This window comes from Mesorhizobium sp. AR07 (genome assembly GCF_024746815.1).
GTDB lineage: Bacteria > Pseudomonadota > Alphaproteobacteria > Rhizobiales > Rhizobiaceae > Mesorhizobium.
Window position 1 is genome coordinate 239,103 of record NZ_CP080529.1, and the last position, 25,460, is coordinate 264,562.

The following is a 25,460-nucleotide window of genomic DNA, read 5'->3' on the forward strand; positions in this document are numbered from 1 at the left end:
CGGCGCGCCCGCAACCGACTGCGCATGACCAGCGAAATGCAGCAGGCCCTGGAACATGACGAGTTCGATTTTCACTACCAGCCGCAGGTCGACCTCTCCACGGGAACTATTGTCGGTGCTGAAGCCCTATTGCGATGGCACCATGGCCTGTTTGGGATTCAGTCGCCGGACAAGTTCATCGGCCATGCCGAAGACACGGGTCTCATACTCGACATTGGCGCCCGTGGTCTTCGCACCGTCGCGGACTTTGCCGCGCGCGTGAACAGAGACCGACAAGTGCCGATAGTCTTCTCGTTCAATGTTTCGCCGATCGAGTTCAAGCTTCGCGACATGCCGAAATTTGTCTCCGACGTGCTCACGGCCAGCGGCGCCGATGCCGCATGGATCAAGCTTGAGCTCACCGAGAGCTTGATGGTCGAGAGTTCTGCGGAAATGCTGTCGATCATGAGACATCTGCGCGAACTGGGCGTCGGTCTATCGATCGACGATTTCGGTACCGGTTAGGCAAATCTGCGCTATCTCGAAGATTTCCCCCTCACAGAAATCAAGATCGATCGCGGCTTTGTCAAAGGGCTAGCGCAAAGCCGATCCAAGCGGGTCATCATTGAGTCGATCATCAGGATTTCCAGAGAACTCGGCTTTCATGTCGTCGCCGAGGGAATAGAGACAGAGGTGGAACGCACGCTCTTGCGCGACATGGACTGCGATTTCGGGCAAGGATTTCTGTTCGGCCGGCCGGTCACTGCTGCAGGATTTGAATTGCTATTTTGAGGGCTCGCACGACCCATTGAGGGCCGTTCACTTGCGTGAATGGTTTGATCGCTTAGCGCCCGTCGGGGATCTTGGCGATCTCGGCGCGCATGCGGCGCTCCGAATAGTCGAGCAGGTCGCCAACGGTCTCGCGGAACCTCTCGACGCCATGTTTGCGGACCAGATCGATCATGCGGCGTTCGCCGAGATCGATCGCGGCGATGAGCGCCCTGAAGTCGCCGTAATTGTGGCGGGGCGTGCGGACATTGGCGAGTAGAACGCGCCAACTGTCGTCGACGTCCTTGCCGGCCTTCTTGATCTTTACGGGCGGGACGCGGGGCCTCATGGAAGACTTCCGTCGCCTCGCCGGCGAACCCGGCGGGAGACATGCCGCCGATCTCGACCACGTGGCCCGACGCAACGGCCTCGTTGCGAGCCGCTCGGGTCCCTATCGGAACGTTATCCGGATGTGTCCGCCACTTTGCCTGTCGATGTCGGATGTCGATGATGTGCTGGAGCGTTTTATACGGAGCTTCCAAACTAGCACGGCTTGATGATCAATTGTCGGCCTTCGCCTCGGTGGCGATCAACGGACGTCCGCGTCGCGCCAAGAGGGCCGCAGATGCCCAACAAGCTGTTGCACGACCCTGCTAAGGCCTATTGTGCCTGTATCGGCCCGAACTACCTCACCCCTGAAGAAGTCATCGCTCGCTACCGCGGACAGCTGAGCGAAGGGACGCTTCGAAACTGGCGTTACTTGCGGATCGGACCCTCGTACCTCAAGATCGGCAAGGCAATCCTCTACCCGAGCAGCGAACTGGATCGCTGGGACAAATCGATCTTCGTCGTCTGCAGGTCCACACGCACACTGCCGCTGGAAAGCCGTCTGCACCAGAGTAGCGGAGAAGCCGTTCAGGCGTTCTGAGCGGCGTTAGTGAGAATGATGAGCGTTCGGAATCCATGGTTGATCGGGACGTCAGAGTACTGAGCGAATGCGATCGTGCCCAAGAGTGGAAAGTCACGAGTGGTCGCCGGATACATGTCCCAGTTAACGGCCCCTGCTCTCCATCATCGGCAACAAGTATTTGATATATATGAAGATTTTATCCATCGCGTTTTGATCCACAAACATCCCGCTCGACACCTACGACCAGTGTGGATCACGATGGGTCACGCTTCGATCCAATTTCCACCTGAAATCATGGATTTTCCGGTTTCACTTTGGCCCGTCCAACCGTCGTCCGACGGGTGATAGAAGGCAAATTTAGAAAGTGTCCTATGAGGGGCGTTGTCGGGGCAAGACATGCGCCCTTCCCTGCCCCACATTGCCCCAGGAGCGGCCTAGCCTGATCGGGATGACTGAAATTTGGGCCGAGAGCTGCCAGTCTGCTTTTGGACCTGCTGCCAGTCTGCTTTTGGACCTGGAGCGGGTTTCACGAGCAGATGGTTCGGACATTCAACGACGCCAGCGTGTAGTTCAGATTTTGCAACGATCCTCAAGAAAACCGAGATGGCCGAAAGTTTGCAAGGAGTGGGTGCTCTTTCCCGGTGGCAATCTCGCCGGCCAGCAATTCGCCAGCGATCAGGCCAAGCGTCGCGCCGCTGTGGCTGAAGGCGACGTAGTATCCCTTGATGCCCTTCAACTGGCCGAATACCGGCTCGCCGTCTCCGGGAATCGGCTTGGGGCCGACACCGTAGCTTTCCAATTCCAGCTTCGGATGGTCCTCGAGGACCTTCGAGGCTTCATCGAGAAGCCCCTGAACGGTCGAAGCCCTCACGCTATAAGTGCCGTCCGAATTGACGACCACCTCTTCTTCCGACCAGGCGGAATCGAGCGCGAGGGCTCCGTCCGGCGTCGGTCGGATGGCAACGCGCGGCGTGTTGAGCACGGCGCGAAGGGGCAAGTTGACCGGCTTGGTCCTGACCAGCAGCGCGATCGGCGTCCCGTCGGCGATATGCTTGCCGGCGTCAGCAACCATTCGCGGCACATCACCGCCGGTCGCCAGCAGTACCGCGTCGGCGGCAAAGCTAATGCTGCTTGTCGTGGTTACGCCGGTTGCACGACCGTCGACGACCGTGACCGCAGCGTTTCCGGCATCGGTAACCAGTTGCCCGCCGCGCTCCACGAATTCGGCAATCAATATCTCGATCAGCGACGGCAGGTCGACCCAGCCTTCGCCAGGATTGAAGATCGCGCCCTGGGGCGTGACAGCGCTTGCATCGATGCCCGGCGTGACTGACGCGATAGCGCCTGCGAACAAATGCTGCGCGTCGTAGCCGAGAATTTTTTCATGGGCGAAGACCTCCACGATCTCGTTCGCGGCGTTGTCCGCATCCCATGTCAGGCCACCGTCGAAACGCAGCCATGCAGCATCCGGATATCTCGCCGACAGCGTCCGGTAGCGGTCAATGCCGATCATGCGCAGGCAATGATACTCCGCAGACCGTTTGCGTGCGGAATTGAGCCAGGCGAGCGAGCGGCCGGACGCACCCTTGGCGAGCGGTCCACCATTGACCAGGACGGTTTCGATGCCGAGCCTTGCAAGATGAACGGCCGAGGAGACACCGAAGATACCGCCCCCGACAACGACGACCTTTGAGACCGGATGTGAGGTAGCCATGGAATATTCTTTCACTGTGTGGAGGATGGATGGGGCGGCCGGGACGAAGGCGTCTTGGTTTCCATGCGTCTCAGGGGCCAAGCGATGGTGCGATCAAAGCACTTCGGCAAGGAAGTGCTTCAGACGCGCGCTTTTCGGGGTGTCGAAGATCGCAGCGGGCGTGCCTGCCTCGATGACGCGGCCCTCATCCATGAAGATGACCTGATCGGCGACCTTGCGGGCAAAGCCCATTTCATGGGTGACGACGACCATCGTCATGCCGCGCTGGCCAAGGTCCGCCATCAGGTTGAGGACGCCCTTCACCAGTTCGGGATCGAGAGCGCTGGTCACCTCGTCGAACAGGATGACCTCCGGGTCCATTGCCAGGGCACGAGCGATTGCCACACGCTGCTGCTGGCCACCGGATAGGCTGCCGGGACGATGGTGTTTGCGGGCAGCTAGCCCGACATCGGCAAGGCGCGCCTCGGCGATGCGCTCGGCCTCCTGCACCGGAAGGCCCTTTACCTTGGTCAGCGACAGCATGACATTTTCCAGGGCTGTGTGGTCGGGAAACAGGTTGAACTGCTGGAATACCATGCCGACACGCCGGCGCAGCTTCTCAGGCTTCATCGCCAGGATGCTCGCGCCATCGAGCAACACATCGCCACCTTTGGGCTCGACCAGGCGGTTGAGGCAACGCAACAGGGTCGACTTGCCCGAACCTGACGGGCCGATGACACAAGTGACCGTCCCCGGCTTGACCGTCAGGCTGACGCCCTTGAGTACCGCGAGATCGCCGTAGGCCATATCGAGATTGCTGATGGCGAGACTGCCGCCCTTGAACCGGGGAAGCGCCGAGCTGCCTTCTGGACTGGTCTCCGAAGGTGAATTGCTAATGGCGCCTTCCAGTTCGCTCACCTCGGCAAGACCACTGGTGACGAGGCCGGCCTTTTGCTTTCCAACCCGCAGCGAGTTGTCGATGTAGTTGACCACATGGGTCAACGGCACGGTGATGACGAGATAGAACACGCCGGCCAGAAGCAATGGCGAGAGGTTTCCGGTGACCACCGCCTGGTCCTGACCGACACGGAAAATCTCGCGCTCCGAGGCGAGTAGGCCGAGGAAGTAGACGAGGCTCGAATCCTTGACGTTGCCGATGAACTGATTGACCAGAGCCGGCAGGACGCGGCGGATGCCCTGCGGGATCACGATCAGGCGCATGCCCTGCCCATAGCTCATGCTGAGCGCCTTGCAGGCTTCCATCTGCCCGCGCTCGACGCTCTGGATGCCCGAGCGGAAGATTTCGCCGATATAGGCGCCGGCGATCAGGCTGAGGGCGAGGATGCCGAGCGGATAGGGCGAAGGCCCGAAGATTTCACGGCCGATGCGGGCGAAGCCCTGGCCGATCAGCAGAATCGTGACGATCGCCGGAAGGCCACGGAAAATATCGGTGTAGACCCGGGCCGGAATGCGCAGCCAGCGCGATTGCGAAATGCCCATGACCGCAAGGATCATGCCGAGAATGACGCCGAGCACCGTGGAAGTGGCGGCAAGAATCAAGGTGTTCTTCAATCCGATGGTGATCATGCTCGGCAGGACGTCAGCCATGGCCTGCCAGTCGAGGAAACTTCGGCGCAGGTTTTCAAGCCAGTTCATTCGATCCCCTTTTCCATAGCGCTATTCGCGTGCGCTATTCGCGCCGTCCAGAAATCAGGCGCAACAGTGTCTTCCAGCCGCCGGCCATCACGGACGGCGGCTGGTGCGGTCACTTCTTGGGGAGATATTCGTCGGGCATCGGCGAGCCGGGGAACCACTTTTCATAAAGTGTCTTCCAGGTGCCGTCCTGCATGGCCGCATGCAGGGCAGTGTTCAGCGCATTGCGAAGCTTGTCGTTGCCCTTGCGCACGACGAAGCCCGCGGGCGCGTCGAAGGAAGGAATATTGACCGCTATCGTAAGCCCCGGATAACGCTCGCCATATTGCTTCGCGGCCTCGTAATCGAGGAAATGCGCGTCGACGGTTCCATTGTTGAGCGCGGACACGGCGGAGTTGTTGTCGGGGAATTTGACGAGATCGGTTCCGACAAAATTCTTCGCTGCATAGATTTCCTGCAGCGTACCCTGCACGACGCCAAGACGCTTGCCCTTGAGCCCCTCCGCCGAGTTTATCGCCTTGTCGGCGGTGAGCACCGAGAGATAGCCTGCGAGATAGCCGTCGGAAAAGTCGACGGTCTTCTTGCGCGCACCTGTCGTGCCGATCGCCGCGACCGCCACGTCGAAGCGCTCATTGGCAACCGAAGGCATCAGCGCCGAGAATTCCTGACCGGTGAAGATCACCTGATCCGGCTTGAATCCAAGGCGGCTTGCGACATTCCGGAAGAATTCAATGTCGAACCCCGTGAACGTGCCATCCGCCTGGGTGAAAGCGTAGGGTTTGGCGTCTCCCATGGTACCGACGCTGATGACCTTCGCATCGATAAGGCCATAGGGATTGTCATCCGCGGCAGCAGCCCGCGAAACCAAACCTGCTCCGATGCACACAACCATAAGAGCCATTGCGCCGGCCTGTACCGGCGACATCAACGACTTGAGAATTCCAATCCTGCTCATGTCTTCTCTCCACTCTGAAGGTCTGTTCTTCTTGGCATTTACGTTGAGCCCGTAATTTCACGCCTCACATCGTCCGCCGCCACGACAGCGGCTTGCACTGCAGGCTGCCATCACGTCTCCTGGCTCCGCATTTTTTCGAAAGAGACCGGTCTCTTATTGCGTGAGACCGGTCTCTTTGATAATCGTTACCGCCAGATTGATCTTCCGTCAACAACTCTTGTAGTCGTTCATCCGATGAAAAGAACCGCGTCCAAAACCCGGTCGATAACTGTCAGCGACGTCGCCCGCGCGGCAAACGTGTCGAAAGCGACCGCCGCGCGCGTGCTCGGCGGATACGGCGTCGTCAGCGACACGATCCGCGCCGACGTCATGGCCGCCGCCAAGACACTGGACTACCGTCCGAACGAGTTGGCCCGGAGCATGACGACCGGCAGGTCCGGCATCATCGGGGTGGTTGTCGGCGACATCGAGAACCCGTTCTTCAGCCTCGCGGTGCGCGGCATCAGCGATGCGGCAAGGGCAGCCGGATTCAACGTCATTCTGGCCAACTCCGGCGAGCGTATCGAGGTGGAAAAGGCAGCTGTGCGGCTGTTGATCGGCAAGCGCGTCGACGGGCTGATCGTCACGCCATCGGAATCGCGGGATATCTCGCATCTGCGAGACATCCACCGTTCAGGCCGACCGCTTGCCCTGCTTGACCGGGCGCTGCCCGATCTGGACGTCGATACGGTCACGGTCGACGATCGCGGCATCGCCATGCGGGCGACCCGCATCCTTGCGGACGCCGGCCACCGCAACATCGCCTATGTCACCGCGGTCGACGCCGAGGGGCATGAATACCGCGACCTCGGGCAAATCTACACCTCATCGGTTCGCGAGCGTATCGACGGTTTCCTCACTGTGTGCCGAGACGCCGGAATTGATAGGCCCGAACGTTATGTTCGCCTTGGTGCAACAAGTCCCGACGAAACGCGCAGGCTCGCCGAAAAGCTGCTGTCCGGGCCTGATCGGCCGACGGCGATCCTTGCTTCCGACAGCCTCATAGCGCTGGAGATCTTCAGGGTCATCCGCCAGCGCGGCCTGAGGATTCCCCAGGACATTTCGCTCATCACCTTCCATGACGCGGATTGGACCAGCGTCACCACCCCGCCCATTACGGTCGTCGACCAGCCCGTCTATGCGCTTGGAAAAAGCGTCGCGGAACTGCTCATTCGCCGGCTGAAGGGCGAAACACGACCGCCCGAAAGGCTCATTCTGCCGACCGGGATCATCGAAAGAGGCTCAGTGGGCCCGCCTGTGAAGGGGCAAGGCCGACCGTTCCCACCGGTTTAGAACCGATGACGGAAGAGTTGCGTGTTTGATTCCATGCTTTGATGGTTCACCATTGTCGTCCGAATGGGCCAAGTTCTGCACGGAAGCGCCACGACGACGGAGGCGGTCCGTCGAGCGAAACGGCATAGTCAAGCGAGCGTGAGGACGCTTTCGAAGCGCTACGGCATCACCCCTAAGACGGTCGCGAAGTGGAAGAGGCGGAGTTCGACCGCCGATCTGCCCATCGGCCCCAGGGAGCCCAGATCATGTAGGCGGCGCGCTGTCGCGCAGCCGTTGACCATCTCAGGCAATAAGCGGCGCGCTATGGTTGCGAAATGCGTGCCAGCGCCGGTTTCTGCCTACGATCGCGACTGCCCCGCGCGGCTTGCGGGCCAAAGTACCCGTGTAGGGCCCTCACCTGTCGAACATGAACCGAGGCCATTGGGACGTAGTGCGACAGGTCTCAGCATTTGGCCGGCATACGTCGAAGAACCGCAGGAAGCCTGTCTTTGGGTGACAGCTCTGACGTGTCGAGAATGTGGGCGCCATGCGCGACAAGCATTCAGGCGATGCATTGCGCGAAGACCATCATCAATCCAATAGGAGAGCGACTTCCTCATGCCGGAGTGAGCGGCCGCCGCCATCGAAAAGGTGCAGATCCTGCGGATGCGCTGACAGCCTCACCACGCTTCCGCGCGTTGCCTCGACATTGCCGGGCAGCTTGGTTACCAGCGGTAGGTCGGCGCGGCCGATATCGACATAGACCAGTTGGACCTCGCCGAGCTGCTCGACATAGTCGACCTTTCCCTCGAACAGGAAATCGGACCCGGTGACGATGAACAGATCTTCGGGCCGCACGCCGAAGCTCACCGCCGTTCCCCTGGCGGATGCCGCTGTTGCCAAGGGCACATTGACCTTGTTCGCGCCAATATGGCTGATCGCCGTTATCTCGCCCGCAGTCTCGATCCTGGCTGGCACGATGTTCATGGCCGGCGAGCCGATGAACTGGGCAACGAACAGATTGCCGGGTCTCTTGTAGAGGTCCATCGGCGTGCCGACCTGCTCGATATGACCGTCCTTCAGCACCACGATGCGATCGGCGAGCGTCATCGCCTCGACCTGATCGTGGGTGACGTAGATCATCGTCGTGTTCGGCATCGATTCCTTGAGCTTGGCGATCTCGATGCGGGTAGCGACGCGCAACGCTGCGTCCAGATTCGACAGCGGCTCGTCGAACAGAAACACCTTGGGATTGCGCACGATGGCGCGGCCGATGGCAACACGCTGGCGCTGACCACCCGACATCGCCTTGGGCAGACGATCAAGATATCTGGTCAGCTGCAGGATTTCCGCCGCCTGCTTCACCCGTTGATCGATCTCTGCCTTGCCGACCTTGGCGATCCGCATGCCGAAGGCCATGTTCTCGTAGACCGTAATATGCGGATAGAGCGCATAGGACTGGAAGACCATGGCGATGCCCCGCTTCGACGGCGGCACGTCGTTGACCACTTCGCTATCGATGCACAGGTCACCGGAGGTGATTTCCTCCAACCCCGCGATCGACCGCAGCAAGGTTGACTTGCCGCAACCCGAAGGGCCGACGAAGACAATGAACTCGCCGGACCTTATGTCGAGGTCGATGCCGTGGAGGATGTCGACACTGCCGTAGGACTTCCTGATTTGCCTGAGGGTCAGATCGGCCATTGTGCTCTCCTCGATTGCATGACGCTGAGCAAGATGCTCGCCTATTTCTTGCGGCGGCCCGGCTTCAGCCCGGCCAGCAGATTGGTGATCCTGTCCGCCTTGCGGTTGCGGATCTCGGCTTCGTTCTTGCGGCGCACCGCGCTGCGGACGAGCTTGGCGCCGAGGTAGCGAAACGGCTCGGGCGGCAGCGACATGCGCCGCTCGATGCCGACCAGCCTGCTGGCGCTCCAGCGATCCTTGCGCTCCAGGACAAGGCTGGCCAGGATGCGTCCGGCAATCGGCGTCTGCGCAATGCCGGTTCCGTTGAACCCCATGCCGTAGAAGATGTTGGGATGATCGCGCAGGTGGTCGAAAACGGGAACGTGTTCGGGCACGCAGTCGATCGGGCCTGACCAGTCGTATTCGACCGCCACGCCACGCAGCGCCGGGTATACCCGCTGCAGTTCCCGGACATTGTCGCGACCATGCTCCGGGCTGCGGTTGAAGCTCGCGCCGAAATTCCCGCTGAAGGCCACGTTGCCGCTGCCGCGGCCGAAGACGACCCTGCCCTTGGTAGTGCGCTGGTAATATAGCACCTGGGCCTGGGAATCGCAGATCGAGGCGCCATCGCGCCAGCCGATGCTGTCGAGCAGTTCCGGCACGGCGGCAGTGGCGATGACCTCGCTGCCGACGACGTAGAGATGGCGGCGCAGTTCCGGCAGGGCCGAGAGCCAGGCATTGGCGGCAAGGACGACCTTCTCGGCCCGCACCATGCCCCGTGCCGTGCGCACCGTGCATATCTTGCTGGGTTCGACGTCGAGGACCGGGCTGCGCTCATGGATGATGACGCCGCGCGCCAATGCCAGGTTGCGCAATCCGATGGCGAGCTTTGCCGGATGGACCGTGCCGGCATTGGTTTCGACGACGCCGACATAGGACGCGGATGAACCTGTGCGGCGTTCGATCTCCTCGGCCGTCAGCGGCCTGAAACGGTTCTCTCCCACCGCCGCGCTCATGGCAACGGCGTGCTCCCATGCGCCTTCCTGGGCAATCGAGCTCGCGGTCCACAGCCATCCGTCGAGCCGCAGATCCATATCGATCGTGCCGTTTTGCTGCAGCGCCTTCAGCTCCGCGATCGACGCCACCGTGTCGGCACAGAGTTGCCGCGCTTCTTCGAGGCCGACGACGGCGCTGATCTGGTCGAGCTCGGCGAACCACGAGTGGACCTGGCCGCCATTGCGGCCAGACGCTCCAGAACCGCAGAGGTCCGCTTCAAGCACGATGACCCGCGTTTCCGGAGCAAGCGCACGGATGCGCAGCGCCGTCCACAGCCCGGTATAGCCGCCGCCGACGATCACCACATCGGCCCGCTGATTTCCCTGTAATGGTTCGGTCGCGGTGTCGGCGCCGATATCCTGCAGCCAGAACGACCGGTCGGACGGCAGCGCCACCGCCGGCTGTCGCAAACGAAGGGTCGTCACGGTCAGGCTCCCTGGGCGTCGGTGATAAAGCTCGCATATTTGGCCGGCAGCCATTCCGGGATGGGACGCGGCTTCTGCGGAAACCCGCCGAGATGGGTACAGGTCTGCGCCGCCGCGATCGAAGCCTTGTGCAACGCTTCCGAAGCGCGAAGGCCATCGAAATGGAAACCGGTCAGGAACGTGGCGATAAAACTGTCGCCAGCGCCGCACGTATCCACGACATCGACAAGCGTCGCCGGCGCATGCACGACGCTCGTGCCATCGTCGAAGTAGGAGCCGCGCCGGCCGCAGGTCAGAACCACCTGACCTGCGCCTGCGGCCCTGAGCGCGGAGAGCAACGGCTCGACCGGTTGATCGACGTCGTCGGGGCCGGAGGCGAACAGCAAGGGCACGCCTTCGAGCGGCAGCATCAGATGCGCCGTCGAGACGTCGATGCTGAACGGCACATGATCCGCGACCAGTTGGCGGACAAGGTCCTTGTTGGCGTTGGTGCCGAGATGCACCCAGTCGGCCGCGGCGATGACCGCCGGATAATGCTCCGACGCCGGCATGTAGTTCTCGCCGACCCCAAAGGATTCGTGCAGGAATTTCCGATCCCCGGATTCGTCGCGGAGCAAGGTGACGGCAGTGTCGCCGTGACGCCGTTCGACATCGTCCGGCGACAGGCCGACATCAGCCAGTTCGGCAAGCACCACGTCACCTTCGGGATCCTCGCCGACGGCGCCGAAATAACGGGCAGCCCAACCATTGCGCCGCCATTGCGCGGCGACATTGAGCGCGTTGCCGCCGACGGTGAGCAGGCCGTTGGTGAGGTAGGCATCCAGGCAATTGTCGCCGACGGCGACGAGTTTTGGCCGGGTCATGCCGACACCCGGATGGTCGGAAAGCAAAGATCGGCTCCAATCAGCTGATGAAAGGCAAGCTGCGGCATGAAGGTTCCTCTCGGGGGATTGCTACTTGCCGATGCCTTCGGACAGGCCACGAATGAAGTAGCGCTGTGCGGCAAAGAACACGATGACGATGGGCAGGGCGGAGATCGTCATGGCGGCGAACACCACGGCATAGTTGGTCCCGTGCGTTGCCATGATCGAGGTGAGGCCAACCGGCAGCGTCTGCACATCGCTGCCGCTCGTGAAGATCATGGCGAACAGATATTCGTTCCAGGCGAACAGAACGTGCAGGATGACGCAGGAGATGATGATCGGCCGGCACAGCGGCAGGGTGATGCGCCAGAAGATCTGGCCTTCGCTGGCGCCGTCCATCGTCGCTGCCTCGTCGATATCTCCTGGCAGATCCAGCATGTAGGCCCGGATCAGGAAGGTGGTGAACGGCACCCGGAACGCGGTGTAGAGAATGATCAGCGCCCAATAGGTGTTGTAGAGACCGAGCGCCTGCAGCATCTTCACCAGCGGAATGATCGCCACGGTGGGGCTGAGCATCAACCCGCCCAGCACGATGGCAACGACCAGCGGCTTCGCCGGCATCTTGGTCCGGGTCAGGCCGAAGGCGGTCCACGCGCTGATCAGAACCGTGCATATGGCGGAAGTGACGGTCACCAGGACAGAGACTGTGACATAGCCGCGAACGCCCTGGTTCCACGCCTGGACATAGTTGTTCCACGACCAATGGGCAGGCAAGGCGAAGGGGTCGCCGAAGATCTGCGCATTGTCCTTGAAGCCGCTGAGCGCCATCCAGATCAATGGATAGATGACGACGACGCCGAGGCAGACGAGGAACGAATAGAGGCATGTCCTGGCGATGACGGACCACACGTTGACGTGCCGGGCCCGCCCGACTGCAACTGTCGCGCTCATAGCTGAACCCGCCGACGCTTGGTGTACCAGAGCTGTGCCGCGCCGGTAAGCATGGTCAATACGAAGATGACGGCGGCGATCGCGGAGCCATAGCCGAAATTGTCCTCGATGAAGGCCTTCTGGTAGAGCCATGTGCCCAGGACCTGGCTGCTGTTGTTCGGGCCGCCCGCGGTCATGACCATGACCTCGTTGAACACCTGGAACGCGCCGGTGATGGTGACGATGATCATCAGCCCGGTCATTTCCCGCGTTAGCGGAAAGGTAATGCTCCACAGTCGCCGGAGCGGACCGGCGCCGTCCATGGTGGCGGCGTCGTAGAGGTCGCGCGGAATCTTCTGGATCGCGATGGCAAACAGCAGCGTCGAGTAGCCAAACCCCTGCCATTGGCTCATGGCGATGATGGCGTAGATGGCGGTGTGCTCGTTGCCGAGCCAGGGCATCACGAGTTGGCTGAGACCAATACGGCTGAGCGCTGCATCCAGCAAGCCTATCTGCGGCTGGTAGATGAAATAGAACAGTAGGCCGGTCACCGTGATCGAGATGGCGGAGGGCACGAAATAGACGGCGCGCCACAAGCGGCGCCAGCGTTCGCTCCTCAGATCCTCGATGATGGCCGCCAGCAGGAACGCGCCGAAGACCTGGAAGACGACCGAGATGATGGCGTAGAGGCAGTTGTTCCAGAGCGCGACCAGCACGATCGGGTCATGCAGAAGCCGGTCGTAATTGGCGAGACCGACATTGGTGACCTCGCCGGTATAGATGTCCTGGTCTGTCGTGCTGACGATGAAGTTGTCTACGATCGGATAGTAGACGAACCAGCCGATGAGGATCAGCGCGATCGCCGCCCATCGGAACGACAACAGATTGCCGAAGCGAGCCCGCAGGCCGTTTGGCCTTCGCGGCCTGGCGGCGCCGCGAATGACGGCGCCGCTTTCCATTGTGTCCGATGCCCTTGCCATTGTCTGCTTTATTTGGCCGCGGATGCGGCCTTGCGCACCTCGTCCATCACTTGCTCAGGCGTCATCGAACCGCCAGCCAGCGCCTGCAGGCTGGACAGCCAGACGGCGGCGACGCGCGGCGGGTTGGCCGTGTCCAACCAGGGCATGAGGTACGAGGCCGCGTTGATATCCTTGAGACCATCGACCACAGCCACGCTCATGTTCGATTCCGAAGCGCCGCCGATGGTGGCGCTCGGCTGGCCATAGGGCGGCGCGGACAGCACCTGCGCGTTTTCCTTCGAGGTCACGAACTTCATGAAATCAATTGCCAGCGGGATGTTTTTCGACGCCGCATTGATCATGTAGCCCTCTGGCGCGCCCTCGATAGACTTGGGGTCACCCTTGGCGCCATCGGGCACGGGCAGTCTGAAGAACCCGAAATCAGTGGGCTTCAGCGCCGAGTCTGACGTGGCGGCCTGATCGAACTCGATGATCTCCTGATAGTACATGGCCGACTGCGCGTTGGTGAAGGCCTGGAGAGCCGAGGCATAGGATGTGCCGTTGACGCCGGCACCATCGGTGCAGCGCTCAACAAGCTGGCTGAACTGCTTGAGCGCCGCGACATAGCCTGGATCGCTGTATTCGGCGGTGGCCGGATCGAAGTCGCGTTCCAATGTCGCCTGCGGCACATTGTAGGCCAGCAGCTGGCCCGCAAAGTGGATTGCCGGCCACGCTTCCTTGTTCCCCAGCGAGACCGGGGTCGCGCCGGATTTGCGAATGGCATCACAGCTGGTCAGCAGTTCCTCGAAAGTGGCCGGCGCCTTCAGGCCGAGCTTGGCGAAGATCTGCTTGTTGTAGCCCATGAACTTGGCATCCTGATAAAGCGGGATACCGTAGAGCTTGCCGTTGTACTCGAACGCCTTGACGGCCGCCGGAGACAGCGTCTTGCCCCAGTCGCTGTCGGGACCGATGACCGTGCTCAGGTCGACGGCGCGGTTGCCGCGCACGAAGTTTGCACCCCAGCTGCCCGTCCATGAGAAGTAGACATCGGGTAGCGAGTTCGAAGCCACCAGCGTCTTCGTCTTGCCCTTCACACTGTCGTCGCTCTCCTGGATGAGTTCCACCTTCACGCCCGGATGGAGCTTTTCATAGTCCTGCGCCAGGCTGACGAAGTATGGCGACAGCTGCTGCAACCCGAATTTGGTCAGGATCGACAGCGTGCCGCTATACTCGACCTTGGTGTTGGGGTCGGCAGTGACTGCGGCCGAAGCGGCGGAACTGCCGCCCATCGACAACCCCAATGATGATACCGCGGCCACTGTGACCGCCACGACTTGCAGCGAACGTTTCATAAGCAGCTCCTTCAGAGGTGAGAGGGGATCAGTATTCAACGCGTTTGTAGTAGCGACGTGTCGTCAGCGGGTGGTTGCGCAGCACCTCGAGATGCGCGCTCAGCCGCTCGAGCAAGGTGGCGAGCAGGACCGGCGAGATCATGCCGCGCACCTGCTGGGAGATGCCCGGCAATTTGACCGAGGCCGCATCCAGCGTGCGGACGCGGTCCGTGTAGCGTTTGGCGAAGTTCTCGACCCGGTCGGCCAAGGGGCGAAGGGCGTCCTCGCCCTTGAACACAAAGACGCTGACGCCGGGCTCGACCAGCTCGAGCGTGCCGTGGAAGAAGTCCGCGGCGTGCACCGGGCGGGTACGGATCCACTGCATCTCTTCGAGGATGCACATGCCGTAATAGATTTGCCTCCGGCCACACCGAGCCGGCGCCGGTGAAGATGTGATAGGTCTCGTCCTTGATGGTCGCGGCCAGCTCGGCGGCCTTGCCCTCGAAGGCAGCCTTCGCATCGGCGAGCAAGCCCGGCAGCAGCTGGAGTTCGGCGACAGCCGCGTCGAAACCGTCATATTCGCCGCGCTCGGCCAGCAGCGCCAGGACGATCAGCAGCGTCTGCAGGTAGAATGACTCCGAGGAGGTGTCGTCCTCGGCAAAATTCGTGAAATTGTGGTCTGCTTCCCGCGCGATCGGCGTGTCCAAATGTCCGGTGAGCGAGATGGTGCGTACGCCTCGCTTCTTGAGGAAAGCCATCAGTTCGACGCCTTCCTTGGTCGTGCCCGACAGCGACGGGATGACGACAACAGCCTTGTTGTCGAGACCGGCCGGCGGATCGAGCACGACCTGGGCCGGATATTCGGCGCTCACCGGAAATGTGGAATAGCGCTTCGCCAGCTCGATCGCGGGAAGCGTCAGAAGCTGCACGCCGCCGGTGCCCATGAAAAACAGCCGCTCGACGCCTTCAGCAAGCAGCGTGCGCATCAGCGCGCGTGCCTCGCCAGCGATGGAGACGGCACCGCTCTGGATCCTTATGAAGCGGTCCTTATCAAAATTCAGCATGTAGTTCTTCCTTGTAAACGGATGCGGCAGAGCCTCTGCCCAGGCGCAAGCGTCGATGCGCCGTCTAACCAGTCTTTGATCGATCCTGATCAATGTGAGACCGATCTCACACGGCGATAATGAACACGCATTTTCGCGGTTGGCAAGTCCCCTCGCGATTAAATCTGTCGAAAAGTGAAAGACTCTGGTGCGGTCAGCGCCTGTGCAGTTGTGCGACCGAGCCGCGTACAATGAGGCGGGTCGGGAACCGGATATGACGCGGCGCGATCTTCTTGCCGGCTAACCGTTCGAGCAGAAGCTTGGCTGCCAGCGGTCCGATCTCGGAGATTGGCTGGGCCACGACCGTGATCTGCGGGTCGGTGAAGGTGGCGAGATTGAAGTCGTCGAAGCCGACCAGCGACACGTCATGCGGGATTGAAAGACCCATTGAGCGCAAGCCGAGAAGAGCGCCCTGGGTCATCAGGCTGTCCACCGTGAACAGGGCTGTCGGACGGTTGCGGCGGCTGAACAGCCTTATGGTGGCGTCAACGGCATGCTCGACCGTCGAGCGCGACACGCTGATTAGTGATTCGTCGAGGTCAATGCCGTGCGATTGCAGCGAATTCTGGTAGCCGGCAAGGCGTTCCTGCGCGGTGAAGATGCGTGATTCGTCCCGCAACAAGCCGACTCGATCATGACCATTGGCGACGAGGTAATCGACGGCTTCGCGCGCGCCGCCCTCATTGTCGACGACCACGCTGTCGCATTGCAGGTCCTTGACGACGCGGTCGATCAGCACGACCGGCAAGCCCTCGCGTGCCAACTGCAGGATGTGCTCGCTGTCGGTCGCTGACGTCGGCGCCAGGATGAAGCCGCGGATGCTGAGCGCGCGCAGGCTCTCCAGCAATTCCTTTTCCTGCTCGACATTCTCCTCACTGCTGGCGATCAGCAGATTGTGGCGATGCTTGCGCAGCTCCACCTCAATGTCGTGCGCGATTCGGGCGAAGAAGGGATTCTGGATATCGCCCGGCACGAAGCCGACGATCGGCAACTGTCCGCCGCGAAGTGCTTGCGCGACAAGGTTTCCGCGATACCCCAGTTTTTCGGCGGCTTCCATGACACGAAGCGCCGTCTCATCGCCGACATAGCCGTAGCTGTTGAGCGCCCGCGCGGCCGTGGCGCGCGACACATTGGCGGCGGCGGCAACGTCCTTGAGGGTGATCCCTTTCTGCGTCACAGCTATTCCTCTTGCGCCCTGCATATTGCGTCAGATCATCATTCTCAGCTTGTCTTGCCGGCATTGTTGCGCGGCATATCGGCCGATTCTCAAACTGCCAACACGGCTTGCGCAATTTCTTGCCACCTGACTCGAGAAACGCGCGCCTGTTTGGCAAGCGTGGAATCTTGATCCACGAAGGCACTTACATCTTGTGGGGCCGTCAATGGCCTTGCACTGCCAGCATACGGTATGAATTCACCCTCATGGTCAAGGCGACGTCGCTGGCATCGAGCAGAACATTGATGGGGGTGACGAGCCTTGCAGCCAAACTCGTGCCGCGATTGATGATAGTGAACGTCGGTCGCGCCGTTGCCTCAATGAAGCGACCACCCCTGCGCTACGGGCCGTAGCAAGCCGAGGTGCTATATGTTGGGGCGAGCTCTTTGTCAGTAAGCGGACCATTCTCAGGCGCGCTGCGAGGCGCAACTTTGATGGCCCAGTAAACTATGAGGACGCGGGCTGGCGGAAGAACAGGTCTGCCGGCGCGCGCTCTCTAATACGATCCGCCAGAATCGCCTTGTCATCCAGGAACTGCGTTAGGTTTACCTCGAAGCCCTCCTTCGCCCATTCGCCGACGATGTCTGCTTTCGGGCAACGGCAAGCTTACCCCTACGGCAGACATGAGGTGCAAAGCCGTCATAGGCGTCTGAGCCTTTCAAAGGCTCCATCGGGTCCGACGAGAAAGTCTGCGGTGACGGTGTCAGACCTCGTCGCCCAGCTGCCTACCTTATGGGGCGCATTCAGTTTGGCCCTCCCCGCGAGTCCGCTTACACCATAGTGCCATTGGCCAACCCTAATTGACGCTAACGCAAGCGCCTAGCCCATTCACCCGGAAGAACGCGCGCCGAAAACCGGCGAAGGATTGTGAGGAGCTGGTTTCCTCCTGAATTTCATCCATTGCTTCGGGCGTCTGCCAGCTACTGCGCACCCGATGTCCATTCGGGCAGCGGCGCCAGGCTACGGTTGAACTGCTTCCACCACATGGACTGATCTATCTCGCAGCAGGCGCGAAGCATGGCGTGCGCCTTCTCGAAAGCCTGGGTGGCGAGATCGTCGAACGTCATATGCGCGTCGTACGGCACGGACACCACCAGTTCCTGACCGGTCTGTGTGCCGCCTTCGTCGACCTGAAGATAAAGCCAAACGACGAATTGCGCGCCTTGGCCGCTCGCGTCCGCGTTGCCGATCTTGATGCGGTCGATACCTGCTGCAGTGACTTTCATGCGGAGGCCCTTCATTTGGTTGGATTCGCAGTGAATCCCAGAAGTCCGTATCAATCAGAAAGGTTCCGAGACCGTTGTCCCTATGGTGAAGTATTGATAAAGAGGTGATTAGGCAGCCCCTACCCTTCATGTGAATCTCGCGTCGAAGCGCCTCAGCCGAAGTAGCAGAGAAGCCGTTCAAGCTGTTCCCAGGGCGTGAGCTAGAAAGATAAGCGTTCGGAACCCGTGGTCGATCGGGACGTCAGGGTACTGTGCAAATGCGATCATGCCCAAGCGTGGAAGATCACAAGCGGTCACTCGGTACAGACCCCAGATCACGGCCCCAACTCTCCGCGATGGGCGCGCAAGTATTTGATAGATATGGTGGTTCTGGTCATAGCGTTCTTGATCCACAATGATCCCGCTCCATACCCGTCGGGCACGCCAGATCACGCCGCGTCACGCTTCTAATCGACATTCGCTTCAATCGATCCTTCTGATGCGGCCCATTCGAGGCAGCACTGCTTAGACTCCGGACAGGCTCACATTTTGTCGTCGGCGATCAGATTTTCCCGGGCGCGACGGACCTTGCATCGACGAAGCTCCTGATCGAGCAGGCCAGGGCCGCCAGATGAGGCAATACTCAAGGCGCCAATCCACGAATCGGTGTCCAGCGGACGTCAGAAGAAATCGGCCTGACATGATGATGGCGGGACATAGCCCGCCACCAGATTGTTAGCGAATGCCGTGGCTTATTTGGAGCCGCCGAGTGCCTTCAATTTCTCGCAGAACTGGGCATGAGGCTTGCTCATCGCCGCGTCGTTGCATTCCTTCATCATCTTGGCCTGATCGGCCTTAGCCATGCCCGCCCAGGCCTTTTTCATATCGGCGTCCGGCTTCATCGTCTTCATGCTCGCGTCGGTGTAGAACGGCGCCATCATCTTGGGTTCGTCGAGCGCGCCGGCAAGCGCTGCGCCGCCGACAATGGTGAAAGCAAGTGCGCCGAAGCAGGCAGTTTTGAAGCTCATGAAATTATCCTTCCCTACTCTTTTGCCCCGACCGTCGTTTGCAATCAGGTGCGGATTCTAACGCCTTATAAGCGACACCTAAATGATGGCGAATATTAGGATGTCGCTTCACAAATCGATACATCATTGAAATGATATTGCGGCAAATGTCTCTTTTCCGACAAGACTTTGCTGGGTTGCTCGGCGCATTCGCGCGCAATCGCTCTTGCGAGGCATGGATGAAGCGCGCCAAGAATCAGCAACCCCCGTTCGAGCAATTCCGAGGGCTTCAACAGGTGCACCTTCATGCTCCAAGTTGGATAGCGAGGAGGCCCCTTGAGGTCGGCGCTGAGCCGCCACAGGCAAGCGAGCCGCTGGCGACGCGCAACGATAATCTCCGGGCCAAGTCTCGATTGGTCTTCGCCTGCTACCAACCGTAGCTGAAGGTGGCGCCGCCGCCGCCATCGCCGTTCTGAACAACATTCGCGTCGGTGTTTCTGCCGAACTGGAAAATGCCGTAGGCGTTGTCATTGCCGTTCTGCTGCAGGGTGGCGGAATGGCCGTTGCCCTCCTGCTGGATGATGCCCAGATTGCCGCCGCCGTTTTGCCCGATGCCGGCGGCGTTGCCGTGTCCCAACTGGCGGATGCTGGCGCCGCGCAGGCCGCGATAGAGCGAATAGACGCGCAGGCCAGTCGCCAGGGCGCCGGCGTCGCGGGCGTTGTCAGGAGCAAATGTCACCGAAACCCAGCCGCCCGCATAAGCCGGTGCGGACAGCGCCGCCTGGCCGATGCCGCCGGCAACGAGAGCGGCGGTAAGGGTTTTGAACATATTGCGGGTCATCTTGATCTCCATTTTCCGGCTGCCTCAGCCTATGGCCAACCTTCTCATCTCGTGGCTGAACCCTGCTGGAATCGGTCGTTCAGCTGTCGTTCAGTCATTTTTTCTCCTCGCTTGGCCCACATAGAAAGGGGCGCCGAATGCCGACGCCCTGTTCGTAAATCTAGCGATGCGATCAGGTCGCGCCGCCGACCCGCTCGGCGCAGCCGATGCTCTTGCCATCGACCGTGACCTTGAGCCTGGCGTCGAAGACAGCGCCCTTCGCGTCGAGCGTGACAGCGCCGAGCGTGGCAGGCTTGCCGGGCGCGGCGCTGAAGGCGCCGCCCTGCTCGATATTGGTGCCGCCGGACCGGCCGGCGCTTTCGACATGGAAGGAATAGGTGCCGCTCACGTTTCTGTCGGCATGGGCGAGCGCCTCCAGCGAGACCATGCCGCCTTGCGGCGTGGCGCGGATCTCGCAGCGCACCGGTTCGACGGACTGGTCGGCGGTGGCCATGGTCGCCAGCGCGCCGGCCGAGACTAAGACCAGGGCGAGTGCCGTTATGACGGAGCGGGAATGCTTGACGATGCGGGGCATGGTTCGTCTCCTTGGCGTTCGGTGGCCGTGGCCGCGAAATCGTTCCGCGGCCACCCGGCCGGCACTGCTGTCTACGGGCAGGCCTGGACGAAAGCGGCGACGTTGCCGCTGCCGCCCTGGCTGACGTTGGCATCGCAGCCGTGGCCAACCTGCACGCCGGCGGCGATGTTGCCGTTGCCGTCCTGGGTCAGGATGGTGGTGTGGTTGGAGCCGAACTGGCCTGCTTCTCCGAGGGGTTGAGCGGCGTCCAAACCGGACCGGGTGCGACCGCGTTGACGCGAATGCCTTTGTCGATGAGGTTGCCCGATAGGGCCCTTGTGAAGGCGTGAATGCCACCCTTGGTCATCGAGTAGTCGATCAGCTCCTTCGAGCCGTTGATCCCCGTTGTCGAACCGGTGTTGACGATCGCCGATCCGGGCTTCATATGCGCGACCGCCTCCTGGGCCATATGGAAATAGCCGTAGAGGTTGGTCTTCAGGGTGGTGTCGAAATGCTCCTCCGTCAGGTCGGCAAAATCGGTCGAATGCACCTGGAAGGCTGCGTTGTTGACGAGGACATCGAGCCCTCCCAGTTGCTTGACCGTATTGGCCACAGCTTTGCGGCAAAAAGCACGGTCCGCAACATCGCCGCGGACAATGATACAGCGGCGGCCTTCGGCCTCAACCGCCTGCTTCGTCAGCTCCGCGTCGTCATCCTCCGATAAATACACAATCGCAACATCGGCGCCCTCGCGTGCGAAAAGGACCGCGACTGCTCGCCCAATACCGGAGTCGCCGCCTGTGACCAGGGCAATCTTGCTCTCGAGCTTAGCAGAGCCACGCCAGAACGGCGCATCGTAGAGCGGAGCTGGTTTGATCTCTGCTTCTTGGCCGGGTTTCGGGTGATGCTGCTTTGGAAACGGCGGCGCCGGATATTTTCGCGCACCGGCCTGCATCGCGCCGGCCGGTTTCGATTTCGACTTGGCCCGATCATCAGCATCCACCTTGTTCTGGATTCGCAGCTGCCTTTGTACGGTCTTGGAGGTGTCGGTTTTTGTCCCAGTGGGCATGGCTGTCTCCTCGGTTGCTGGGCACAACGTGCATCCGAGGAAAAAGTTGATCCTTGCCGCGACAAAACGGCTGCTTAAGCACCTTATCTGAGTGATCACCACAATCACCGCACAGCAATCGGACGTCCAGCCTCCGGCGGACCTTTGTGGAACGAGCCGGCTACACCTGCCCCTTTGAGGAACGATTTGAACCGAAACTCGTTTGCCCTGACCAGAAAAAGGATGAACAAAATGGTCGCGCCGCGTGCTGCCTGGAAGGGCTTCTTGAAAGTTGGTTTGGTCACATGTGGCGTGAAGATTGTCGGTGCCACCAGCGAGGCCTCGAAGATCCATTTCAAGATCTTGAACCGCAAGGACGGCCTTCCCGTCAAAAGTGTCTATGCTGACGAAAAGACAGGAAAGACCGTCGAAACCGAGGACCAGGTGAAGGGGTTCGAGGTCGAGAAGGATGAGTTCCTTCAGATCGAGCCCGACGACATCAAGGCGCTCAAGCTCACGTCGGATCACACGCTGGAGGTCGGTGAGTTTGTAGCGATCAACGAGATCGATACTCGCTATCTCGAAAAACCCTACTACCTCATTCCAGCCGACGGCGCGGCCGTCGAGGCCTACGGAGTGATCCGCGATGCAATGAAGAGCAAGGGCGTCACAGCCCGCTCCTGCATCGTGCTCTATCAGCGCGGCCGGGAAGTTGTGATCCAGCCATATGGCAAGGGCATGGTGATGACCGAGCTGCGAAACCACAATGAGATGGTCTCCGAGGAGAGTGTCTTCGATGGTCTGACCAAGGCGAAATACGATCCTGAGCTGCTCGAAATCGCCGGCATGCTCATCGACAAAAAGGTGACCACTTTCGATCCCTCGAAATTCGAGGACACCTACGAAGATGCGCTGATTGCCATGATTGACGCGAAGCGCAAGGGCAAGTCGCCACCGAAGGCGGTGCCCAAGCCGAAAGAAAATGTCATCAATCTGGCCGAGGTACTCAAGAAGAGCCTCAAACAGGAGGGCTTAAAGACACCTAAAAAGAGCACCTCGAAGCGCAAGGTCGCTTAGGCCAAGCGCGCACAGAGCCGCTTGAGGAGAAGTTTGTGACCCAATTGACTGTGGAGCAATGCCGAGCGGCGCAGGCCCTGCTGGACTGGTCACAAGCCAGGCTTGGCGCCAAAGCGCAGGTCAGCGAGGGAACCGTTCGGGATTTCGAGAAGGGCAAGCGCATTCCGGCCGGCGACATGCTGGTTGCGATGCGATCGGCGCTCGAACTGGGGTTGCCTTTCTGAGTGATGGCGAGACGATCCATGGCGGCCAGGGCGTCCGGCTCAAAAGGTCAACGGTCTCGCGCACGCATATTCAGGATGGCGAAGCGGGAATTATTCAGAACAGCGAGATGTAAGCCGTCACCGAAGTTGAGCCATCGTTGTCGTTACCTCTGATCGTTGTACGGCTCTTTCGTTTGTCCAACCATCTTCGCCAGTTCCGAAAACGGTGGAATGTCGGACTCGCCTTGGGCAGGCGTGCCGGATAGAGACCCAAGCGATCCTTGGCGCGATCGGTGGTCGGCGGCGAACTTCTCAGCACGATCCTCAAGAAGACCTTCGATCGGCCCAGGCCAGACATAGCCTCGGTCTATTCGCCTTCTTGAGCGGATATCATGAAACCTTTTGATTTCTAAGCCGTTATCGGCCGAATGTCCGAAGCTAAATCCAAACCGAAACCGGCCAACAGCGCCAAGCCACGCGGTAACAAGAAGCCGCGCCTGCAGGCAGAGCCCCTTGTCGAAATCGCGTCCGACGTGCTCGGCGAGGCCATGCCGCCACCTGATGCCATCGAACCCGATCCGAAGATGACGCCCGAGCAGGTCGAGCAGGCGCGCAAGAAATACCTGCTGAAGCGGTTCTGGATCAGCTCGCGCGGCTACTGGAGCCGGCACGGCGATCGGCTCGCCTGGCCTTGCACAATCGGCCTGTTGGCCTTGATCGGCATCAATGTCGGTTTCCAGTATGGGATCAACGTCTGGAACCGCGCAATTTTCGACGCAATCGAGCAACGCAATGCCCACACGGTCTATTTCCTCAGCGTCGTTTTCCTGCCGCTCGTGGCTGGCAACGCAAGCCTCGTCGTTGCGCAAGTCTTCATTCGCATGACCATTCAGCGCCGCTGGCGTTCCTGGCTTACCACTTCGGTCATCGGACGCTGGCTGGCTAACGGCCGCTATTATCAGTTGAACCTCATCAGCGGCGACCACCAGAACCCCGAAGCCCGCATCGCGGAAGATTTGCGGATTGCCACGGAGTCGCCCGTGGATTTCATCGCCGGTGTCATTTCGGCATTTCTTTCGGCCTCGACCTTCATCGTGGTGCTCTGGACGATCGGCGGCGCGCTCACCCTGCCGATCGGAGGCTCGAATGTCACCATTCCCGGCTTCCTCGTCGTCACGGCCGTGATCTATGCCGCCATCACCTCCACCTCGATGGTGGTCATCGGCCGCCATTTCATCGAGCTCTCCGAGGAGAAGAATCAGGTGGAAGCCGAATTCCGCTACACGCTGTCGCGCGTGCGGGAAAACGGCGAGAGCATCGCACTGCTCGGCGGCGAGGAGGAGGAGCGCAGCGGCATCGACAACACTTTTGGCCATGTGCTCAAGCAATGGGCACTGCTTACGGGCCAGCACATGCGCACGGCTCTGGTGTCGCAGGGATCGAGCCTGTTTGCGCCGGTCGTGCCGGTCTTGCTTTGTGCTCCAAAATTTCTCGAAGGCAGCATGACGCTTGGACAGGTCATGCAAGCTGCCTCCGCCTTCGCCATCGTGCAGGGCGCGTTCGGATGGCTGGTCGACAACTACCCGCGTCTCGCCGATTGGAACGCTTCGGCGCGGCGCATCGCTTCGCTGATGATGTCGCTCGACGGGCTTGAGCGCGCGGAACAGAGCCAAGCTCTGGGACGCATCAGCCACGGCGAAACCGAAGGCGACGCAATGCTCAGCCTGAAAAATCTCTCCGTGTCGCTCGACGACGGCACAGCCGTGGTCAGGGAGACCGAGGTCGTGATCGAATCGGGCGAGCGGGTGCTGGTCGCCGGCGAATCCGGTTCGGGCAAGAGCACACTGGTGCGGGCCATCGCTGGCCTATGGCCGTGGGGCGGCGGCAGCGTCAATTTCCATCCTGACAAGCGAATGTTCATGCTGCCGCAACGTCCCTACATCCCCTCGGGCACGCTGCGCCGTGCAACGGCCTATCCCGGCGCCGCCGACAACTGGACGCTGGACGAGATCAAGGCTGCCCTCGACAAGGTGGGACTCGGTCATCTGAGAGACAGGATCGAGGAGGATGCGCCATGGGACCAAACCCTATCGGGTGGCGAAAAGCAGCGGCTCGCGTTTGCGCGCCTCCTCTTGCATGCTCCAGACATCATTGTGCTGGATGAAGCGACGGCAGCACTCGATGAGAAGAGCCAGGACAAAATGATGGAGACCATCATCCACGAATTGCCGAAGGTCACCATCATCAGTGTTGCGCATCGGGTCGAGTTGGAAGCCTACCACAGCCGAAAGATCACGTTGGAGCGGCGCAAGGGTGGGGCAAAGCTTGTCAGCGATATTGATCTTGTCCCGCGCAAGGGCGGCCGAAAATTGCTTGCCAGCCTTCTCGGGCGTCGGCGTTCCGGGTGAGCCAACGCCAACGCTCGGTTCGCAAACGAACGAATGACCCCCCGGTCAAGGCCAATGTTAGCGCAGCAGTCCCTCGTCCTCGAAGGCGTCCCAGCCCGTCAACTTAGGCCGGGGAGCGTCATCTTTCCGGTTATTCCTGGAAACGCGAACCTCGCCGCTGCCCTTGCCCGCACGCGTTAGGGCGGCCTTGTTGGCACCACGTCGCCTGTTCTCTGCAACTTCCTGCGCCTCCTCCTCCCTCCAAACGCTTGGCAGGTCACGATCAAGGACGTCCTCGATGTGT

At 60.8% G+C, this 25,460-nt stretch carries 21 protein-coding genes and 4 pseudogenes; 7 read left to right on the plus strand and 18 right to left on the minus strand.

Annotated features, from left to right (window positions below):
• The first annotated feature begins 36 nt into the window (after positions 1–36).
• A pseudogene (locus BPNPMPFG_RS42285) lies at positions 37–771 on the plus strand (EAL domain-containing protein).
• A gap of 52 nt (positions 772–823) precedes the next feature.
• Here the strand turns inward: BPNPMPFG_RS42285 and BPNPMPFG_RS42290 are convergent.
• Positions 824–1,096 carry a hydantoinase B/oxoprolinase family protein gene (locus tag BPNPMPFG_RS42290; protein ID WP_258599247.1) on the minus strand — a complete coding sequence of 91 codons (273 nt, stop codon included), beginning with the start codon at positions 1,094–1,096 and terminating at the stop codon, positions 824–826.
• Between the two features lie 276 nt (positions 1,097–1,372).
• Here BPNPMPFG_RS42290 and BPNPMPFG_RS42295 point away from each other — a divergent pair, with 276 nt between their 5' ends.
• Positions 1,373–1,675: a helix-turn-helix domain-containing protein gene (locus BPNPMPFG_RS42295; RefSeq protein ID WP_258599249.1), complete on the plus strand. Its 303-nt coding sequence runs from the start codon at positions 1,373–1,375 to the stop codon at positions 1,673–1,675.
• 571 nt (positions 1,676–2,246) lie between these two features.
• Here the strand turns inward: BPNPMPFG_RS42295 and BPNPMPFG_RS42300 are convergent.
• The 3 genes from BPNPMPFG_RS42300 to BPNPMPFG_RS42315 form a co-directional block, all read right to left on the minus strand.
• Entirely contained in the window at positions 2,247–3,371 is a 1,125-nt protein-coding gene (locus tag BPNPMPFG_RS42300; protein ID WP_258599250.1) for an NAD(P)/FAD-dependent oxidoreductase, read from the minus strand.
• 93 nt (positions 3,372–3,464) lie between these two features.
• Positions 3,465–5,006, minus strand: coding sequence for an amino acid ABC transporter permease/ATP-binding protein (locus BPNPMPFG_RS43070; RefSeq protein WP_319946068.1), 1,542 nt, complete (start codon positions 5,004–5,006; stop codon positions 3,465–3,467).
• 109 nt (positions 5,007–5,115) lie between these two features.
• Positions 5,116–5,958: an ABC transporter substrate-binding protein gene (locus tag BPNPMPFG_RS42315; protein WP_258599252.1), complete on the minus strand. Its 843-nt coding sequence runs from the start codon at positions 5,956–5,958 to the stop codon at positions 5,116–5,118.
• Positions 5,959–6,192: 234 nt separating this feature from the next.
• On the opposite strand from BPNPMPFG_RS42315, the gene BPNPMPFG_RS42320 reads away from it, so the two are divergent.
• Positions 6,193–7,290: a LacI family DNA-binding transcriptional regulator gene (locus BPNPMPFG_RS42320; protein WP_258599254.1), complete on the plus strand. Its 1,098-nt coding sequence runs from the start codon at positions 6,193–6,195 to the stop codon at positions 7,288–7,290.
• A 63-nt stretch (positions 7,291–7,353) separates the two neighbouring features.
• A pseudogene (locus tag BPNPMPFG_RS42325) lies at positions 7,354–7,536 on the plus strand (IS481 family transposase); the annotation flags it as partial.
• A 324-nt stretch (positions 7,537–7,860) separates the two neighbouring features.
• Here the strand turns inward: BPNPMPFG_RS42325 and BPNPMPFG_RS42330 are convergent.
• From BPNPMPFG_RS42330 to BPNPMPFG_RS42395, 14 genes and pseudogenes are all read right to left on the minus strand, one after another.
• Positions 7,861–8,973 carry an ABC transporter ATP-binding protein gene (locus BPNPMPFG_RS42330; RefSeq protein ID WP_258599256.1) on the minus strand — a complete coding sequence of 371 codons (1,113 nt, stop codon included), beginning with the start codon at positions 8,971–8,973 and terminating at the stop codon, positions 7,861–7,863.
• Between the two features lie 41 nt (positions 8,974–9,014).
• Positions 9,015–10,433, minus strand: coding sequence for an NAD(P)/FAD-dependent oxidoreductase (locus BPNPMPFG_RS42335; protein ID WP_258599257.1), 1,419 nt, complete (start codon positions 10,431–10,433; stop codon positions 9,015–9,017).
• A gap of 2 nt (positions 10,434–10,435) precedes the next feature.
• The gene (locus tag BPNPMPFG_RS42340; RefSeq protein WP_258599536.1) at positions 10,436–11,296 is read right to left on the minus strand and encodes a PfkB family carbohydrate kinase; all 861 of its coding nucleotides are present in this window, start codon (positions 11,294–11,296) and stop codon (positions 10,436–10,438) included.
• Positions 11,297–11,386: 90 nt separating this feature from the next.
• Positions 11,387–12,247 (minus strand): carbohydrate ABC transporter permease, encoded by an 861-nt coding sequence (locus BPNPMPFG_RS42345; RefSeq protein WP_258599258.1) that lies wholly within the window; start codon positions 12,245–12,247, stop codon positions 11,387–11,389.
• Positions 12,244–13,206: a carbohydrate ABC transporter permease gene (locus BPNPMPFG_RS42350; RefSeq protein ID WP_258599259.1), complete on the minus strand. Its 963-nt coding sequence runs from the start codon at positions 13,204–13,206 to the stop codon at positions 12,244–12,246. The genes BPNPMPFG_RS42345 and BPNPMPFG_RS42350 overlap by 4 nt, the downstream gene beginning before the upstream one ends.
• A gap of 8 nt (positions 13,207–13,214) precedes the next feature.
• Positions 13,215–14,537: an ABC transporter substrate-binding protein gene (locus tag BPNPMPFG_RS42355; protein ID WP_258599261.1), complete on the minus strand. Its 1,323-nt coding sequence runs from the start codon at positions 14,535–14,537 to the stop codon at positions 13,215–13,217.
• A gap of 28 nt (positions 14,538–14,565) precedes the next feature.
• Positions 14,566–15,580, minus strand: a pseudogene (locus BPNPMPFG_RS42360) (SIS domain-containing protein).
• A gap of 193 nt (positions 15,581–15,773) precedes the next feature.
• Positions 15,774–16,820, minus strand: coding sequence for a LacI family DNA-binding transcriptional regulator (locus BPNPMPFG_RS42365; RefSeq protein ID WP_258599262.1), 1,047 nt, complete (start codon positions 16,818–16,820; stop codon positions 15,774–15,776).
• A 935-nt stretch (positions 16,821–17,755) separates the two neighbouring features.
• Positions 17,756–18,076: a hypothetical protein gene (locus tag BPNPMPFG_RS42370; RefSeq protein ID WP_258599263.1), complete on the minus strand. Its 321-nt coding sequence runs from the start codon at positions 18,074–18,076 to the stop codon at positions 17,756–17,758.
• A gap of 716 nt (positions 18,077–18,792) precedes the next feature.
• Positions 18,793–19,068 (minus strand): hypothetical protein, encoded by a 276-nt coding sequence (locus BPNPMPFG_RS42375; RefSeq protein WP_258595488.1) that lies wholly within the window; start codon positions 19,066–19,068, stop codon positions 18,793–18,795.
• Positions 19,069–19,474: 406 nt separating this feature from the next.
• Positions 19,475–19,888 carry a curlin gene (locus BPNPMPFG_RS42380; RefSeq protein WP_258599264.1) on the minus strand — a complete coding sequence of 138 codons (414 nt, stop codon included), beginning with the start codon at positions 19,886–19,888 and terminating at the stop codon, positions 19,475–19,477.
• 172 nt (positions 19,889–20,060) lie between these two features.
• Positions 20,061–20,462, minus strand: a complete 402-nt coding sequence (csgH, locus tag BPNPMPFG_RS42385; RefSeq protein ID WP_258599265.1) for a curli-like amyloid fiber formation chaperone CsgH — start codon at positions 20,460–20,462, stop codon at positions 20,061–20,063.
• Between the two features lie 71 nt (positions 20,463–20,533).
• A pseudogene (locus BPNPMPFG_RS42390) lies at positions 20,534–20,686 on the minus strand (curlin); the annotation flags it as partial.
• Positions 20,650–21,510, minus strand: coding sequence for an SDR family NAD(P)-dependent oxidoreductase (locus tag BPNPMPFG_RS42395; protein ID WP_258599538.1), 861 nt, complete (start codon positions 21,508–21,510; stop codon positions 20,650–20,652). The pseudogene BPNPMPFG_RS42390 and the gene BPNPMPFG_RS42395, both read right to left, overlap by 37 nt.
• A 144-nt stretch (positions 21,511–21,654) precedes the next feature.
• On the opposite strand from BPNPMPFG_RS42395, the gene ku reads away from it, so the two are divergent.
• From ku to BPNPMPFG_RS42410, 3 genes are all read left to right on the plus strand, one after another.
• Positions 21,655–22,566 carry a non-homologous end joining protein Ku gene (gene ku, locus BPNPMPFG_RS42400; RefSeq protein ID WP_495885017.1) on the plus strand — a complete coding sequence of 304 codons (912 nt, stop codon included), beginning with the start codon at positions 21,655–21,657 and terminating at the stop codon, positions 22,564–22,566.
• 35 nt (positions 22,567–22,601) lie between these two features.
• The gene (locus BPNPMPFG_RS42405; protein WP_258599266.1) at positions 22,602–22,790 is read left to right on the plus strand and encodes a helix-turn-helix domain-containing protein; all 189 of its coding nucleotides are present in this window, start codon (positions 22,602–22,604) and stop codon (positions 22,788–22,790) included.
• Between the two features lie 407 nt (positions 22,791–23,197).
• Entirely contained in the window at positions 23,198–25,177 is a 1,980-nt protein-coding gene (locus BPNPMPFG_RS42410) for an ABC transporter ATP-binding protein/permease (protein WP_258599268.1), read from the plus strand.
• Positions 25,178–25,460 lie beyond the last annotated feature (283 nt).